5 protein-coding genes are annotated in these 4,102 nt (G+C 58.1%); all 5 read left to right on the forward strand.

What is annotated here, in order from left to right; all coding sequences use genetic code 11:
• Positions 1 to 822 (forward strand): phosphate ABC transporter substrate-binding protein PstS (gene pstS, locus RMO57_RS11775; RefSeq protein ID WP_310386833.1); only part of this gene is annotated, 822 nt, incomplete at its 5' end.
• Positions 823 to 979: 157 nt separating this feature from the next.
• Positions 980 to 1,951, forward strand: coding sequence for a phosphate ABC transporter permease PstC (pstC, locus tag RMO57_RS11780; RefSeq protein ID WP_310386839.1), 972 nt, complete (start codon positions 980 to 982; stop codon positions 1,949 to 1,951).
• Positions 1,948 to 2,844 (forward strand): phosphate ABC transporter permease PstA, encoded by an 897-nt coding sequence (pstA, locus tag RMO57_RS11785; protein WP_310386834.1) that lies wholly within the window; start codon positions 1,948 to 1,950, stop codon positions 2,842 to 2,844. The genes pstC and pstA overlap by 4 nt, the downstream gene beginning before the upstream one ends.
• 28 nt (positions 2,845 to 2,872) lie before the next feature.
• Positions 2,873 to 3,658: a phosphate ABC transporter ATP-binding protein PstB gene (gene pstB / locus RMO57_RS11790; RefSeq protein ID WP_310386836.1), complete on the forward strand. Its 786-nt coding sequence runs from the start codon at positions 2,873 to 2,875 to the stop codon at positions 3,656 to 3,658.
• Positions 3,659 to 3,684: 26 nt separating this feature from the next.
• Positions 3,685 to 4,102, forward strand: a 418-nt coding sequence (locus tag RMO57_RS11795) for a PhoU domain-containing protein (RefSeq protein WP_310386838.1), incomplete at its 3' end; no start/stop codon positions are given.

The following is a 4,102-nucleotide window of genomic DNA, read 5'->3' on the forward strand; positions in this document are numbered from 1 at the left end:
GATTTCGGTGCGACCGATATGCCTTTGAAAGACGAAGAGTTGGCCAAAGAAGGCTTGATCCAGTTCCCCACCGTGATCGGCGGCGTGGTGCCCGTGGTCAATATCAAAGGCATCGCGCCGGGCCAGTTGCGTCTGACGGGCCAAGTCTTGGGTGACATCTATCTGGGCAAGATCACCAAGTGGAATGACGCTGCCTTGACCGCGCTGAACCCAGGTGTGCCATTGCCGGATGCCGCGATTTCGGTGGTGCGCCGTGCCGACGGTTCGGGCACGACCTTCGTGTTCACCAACTACTTGTCCAAGGTCAATGAAGAGTGGAAGGCCAAGGTCGGTGAAAGCACGGCCGTCAACTGGCCGACCGGCGCGGGTGGCAAGGGCAACGAAGGCGTAGCCGCATTTGTGCAGCGCCTGCCTAACTCGATCGGTTATGTTGAGTACTCCTATGTGCTGCAAAACAAGATGACTTATGTCTTGATGAAGAACAAGGACGGCGTCTTTGTGCGCCCGAACGATGTGGCTTTCAAGGCCGCCACGGCCGGTGCGGATTGGAACAAGACTTTCTACCAGATCACCACCGAGCAGCCTGGTAAGGACGCTTGGCCCTTGACCAGCCCGACCTATATCTTGATGTACAAGACGCAAGACAAGGCTGCCAACGCCGCCGCCGTTTTGAAGTTCTTTGATTGGGCCTACAACAGCGGCGACAAGATGGCCGACGAGTTGGACTATGTGCCGATGCCCGATAACGTCAAAGAGTTGGTGCGCAAGCAGTGGGCCGCCAACATCAAAGACAGCGCAGGCAAGCCGATCTCGTACAAGTGAGTTTGACTTGACATTCGCAACAGCCCGTCGGCCTTGGCTTGATCGGGCTGTTGTTGAATCAGGATCGCCATTTTTTTTCCTTCAACGCTGACCATGCGGAGGCCCCGTGGCCGCAATACTTCCAGCCAACAATTTTGAATCCGGCAGACCGGCCGATGTGGTTCAACCCAAGAGCCTGCCGCCTGCTCGGCGCCGAGTCGCCCCGTGGGCCGACACCGTGTTTTCCTTGGTTGCACATGCTGCGGCGTGGCTGACGTTGGCCTTGTTGGCTGGCATCATCTTGTCCTTGGTCATCGGTGCGGCGCCGGCCATCAAAGAGTTCGGCTTGGCATTTCTATGGACCACCGAATGGGATCCCGTCAAAGAAAAATTCGGCGGCTTGGTGATGATCTACGGCACCTTGATGACCTCCTTCATCGCTTTGCTGATCGCGGTGCCGGTCAGTTTCGGCATTGCCTTGTTCCTGACCGAGCTGTCACCGAGCTGGCTCAAGCGCCCCTTGGGCGTGGCGGTTGAGTTGCTGGCGGCGGTGCCGTCGATTGTGTACGGCATGTGGGGTTTGATGGTGTTCGGGCCGATCTTGGCCACCTATGTGCAGCAGCCACTGCAGAGTTTGTTGAATGGCGTGCCGTTCTTGGGTAGCCTGGTATCGGGCCCGCCGGTAGGCATCGGTATTTTGTCGGCCGGCATCATCTTGGCCATCATGATCATCCCCTTCATCGCCTCGGTGATGCGCGATGTGTTCGAGGTCACGCCGCCGATGCTGAAGGAATCTGCCTACGGCCTGGGTGCGACGACCTGGGAAGTGGTCCGCAATGTGGTGTTGCCTTACACCAAGACGGGTGTGATGGGCGGCATCATGTTGGGCTTGGGGCGCGCTTTGGGTGAAACCATGGCGGTCACCTTCGTGATCGGCAATATGAATCAGCTCAATTCACTGTCGGTGTTCGAGGCTGCGAACAGCATTACTTCGGCTTTGGCAAACGAGTTTGCCGAGGCCAGCGAGGGCTTGCATCAAGCCTCGCTGATCTATCTGGGTCTGGTCTTGTTCTTCATCACCTTCGTGGTGTTGGCTTGCTCCAAGGTTTTGTTGTCGCAATTGAAGAAGAATGAAGGGGCACGTTCATGAGCAGCATCCCTGCAAGCGGTCTGGCGAGTGCCGCCAGCGAACAGCATGCTAAGCGTTTGGCCATGCATGCCAAGCGCAAGCGGGTCAATGCCGTCGCTTTGACGCTGTCTCTGGGCGCGATGTCCTTCGGCCTGTTTTGGCTGATGTGGATTTTGTTCGAGACGATCGTGTTGGGGCTAGGCGGCATGCAGCTGGCGACCTTCACCGAAATGACCCCGCCGCCGATGGCCGAAACCGGCGGCTTGGCGAATGCAATTTTTGGCTCCCTGATGATGGTCGGCCTGGCCACCTTGTTGGGCACGCCGATCGGCATCATGGCCGGTATTTACCTGGCCGAGTATGGCCAGAAGACTTGGCTGGGCAGCGTGGTGCGGTTCATCAACGACATCTTGCTGTCGGCACCCTCCATCGTGGTGGGTCTGTTCATTTACGGCCTGGTGGTGACGCGCATGCTGACCTTCTCGGCCTACGCCGGCATCTTGGCGCTGGCCTTGATCGTCATCCCGGTCGTCATTCGTACCACCGAGAACATGTTGAGCCTGATTCCAAACGCTTTGCGCGAGGCCGCCTATGCGCTGGGCACGCCGAAGTGGAAGGTGATCATCTCGGTGACGCTGAAGTCGGCCCGCGCCGGCGTGCTGACCGGCATCTTGCTGGCGTTGGCACGCATTTCCGGTGAGACGGCGCCCTTGTTGTTCACCGCCTTGTCGAATCAGTTCTGGACCTCGGACCTGGGTCAGCCCATGGCCAGCTTGCCGGTGACGATCTTCAAGTTCGCCATGAGCCCTTATGAAAACTGGCAGAAGTTGGCCTGGGCCGGTGTTTTCATCATCACGATGGGTGTGTTGGCGCTGAATATCCTGGCGCGCGTACTTTTCAAGAACAAGTATTGATAGACAGATAGAGAGAGCGGAATTCACCATGGACGCAAAAGTTGATATGCCCACACAAGAGCGGGCAAAGCTCTCGGTGCGGAATTTGAACTTCTACTACGGCAACTTTCTTGCCCTGAAGAACATCAATCTGGACATCCCCGTGAACAAGGTGACGGCCTTTATCGGCCCGTCGGGTTGCGGCAAGTCGACCTTGCTGCGCACCTTGAACCGGATGTTCGAGCTCTACCCAGATCAGCGCGCCGAGGGGCAGATTCTGCTGGACGGCCATGACATCTTGACCAGCAAGGACGATGTCTCGCTGATCCGCGCCAAGATCGGCATGGTTTTTCAAAAACCCACGCCGTTCCCGATGTCGATCTACGACAACATCGCTTTCGGTGTGCGTTTGTTCGAAACCTTGCCTCGCGTTGAAATGGACGAGCGGGTCGAGTGGGCGCTGAAGAAGGCCGCACTGTGGGGCGAGGTCAAGGACAAGCTTAACCAAAGCGGCTCCGGTCTGTCCGGCGGCCAGCAGCAGCGGCTGTGCATTGCCCGCGGCATTGCGATCAAGCCGGAGATTTTGTTGCTCGACGAGCCTTGCTCGGCGCTCGATCCGATCTCCACCGGCAAGATCGAAGAGCTGATTCACGAACTGAAGAACGACTACACGGTCGCCATCGTTACGCACAATATGCAGCAGGCGGCTCGTTGTTCGGATTACACGGCCTATATGTATTTGGGTGATTTGATCGAGTTTGGCCCAACCGCCGAGTTGTTCATGAAGCCCAAGCGCAAGGACACCGAGGACTACATCACCGGACGTTTTGGCTGATTTGCTTGAGTTCTGAGGACTGATCCATGAGTGACAGACATCTTTCCAGCCAGTTCGACAACGAGTTGAGCGGCATCTCCACCCGGGTGCTTGAAATGGGCGGCCTGGTTGAGTCGCAGGTGGCGCAAGCGGTGTACGCGCTGTCCACCTTCGCCGGCGAGATCGCCGAGGAAGTGCTCAAGAACGAGTTGCGTGTGAATGCGATGGAGATCGAGATCGACCGCGATTTGTCGTCGATCATCGCCCGCCGCCAGCCCACTGCGCGTGATCTGCGGCTGCTGATCGCGGTGTCCAAGACCATCGCCAACCTCGAGCGCATCGGTGACGAGGCAGCCCGCATCGCGCGCACCGTGCAGCGCCTGTTGAACTCGGGCATGTCGAGTCGGCTGCGGCTGCCCGTGGCCGACCTGGCCTACGAGTCAGAGCTGGCCACCAAGCAACTGC

Source organism: Roseateles sp. (assembly GCF_031397715.1).
Classification (GTDB): Bacteria; Pseudomonadota; Gammaproteobacteria; order Burkholderiales; family Burkholderiaceae_C; genus Paucibacter_A.

What these genes read in the sequence shown, in the direction of transcription:
- pstA (WP_310386834.1), top strand. Translation starts at nt 1,948, where the DNA reads ATGAGCAGCATCCCTGCAAGCGGTCTGGCGAGTGCCGCCAGCGAACAG.
- pstB (WP_310386836.1), top strand. Translation starts at nt 2,873, where the DNA reads ATGGACGCAAAAGTTGATATGCCCACACAAGAGCGGGCAAAGCTCTCG.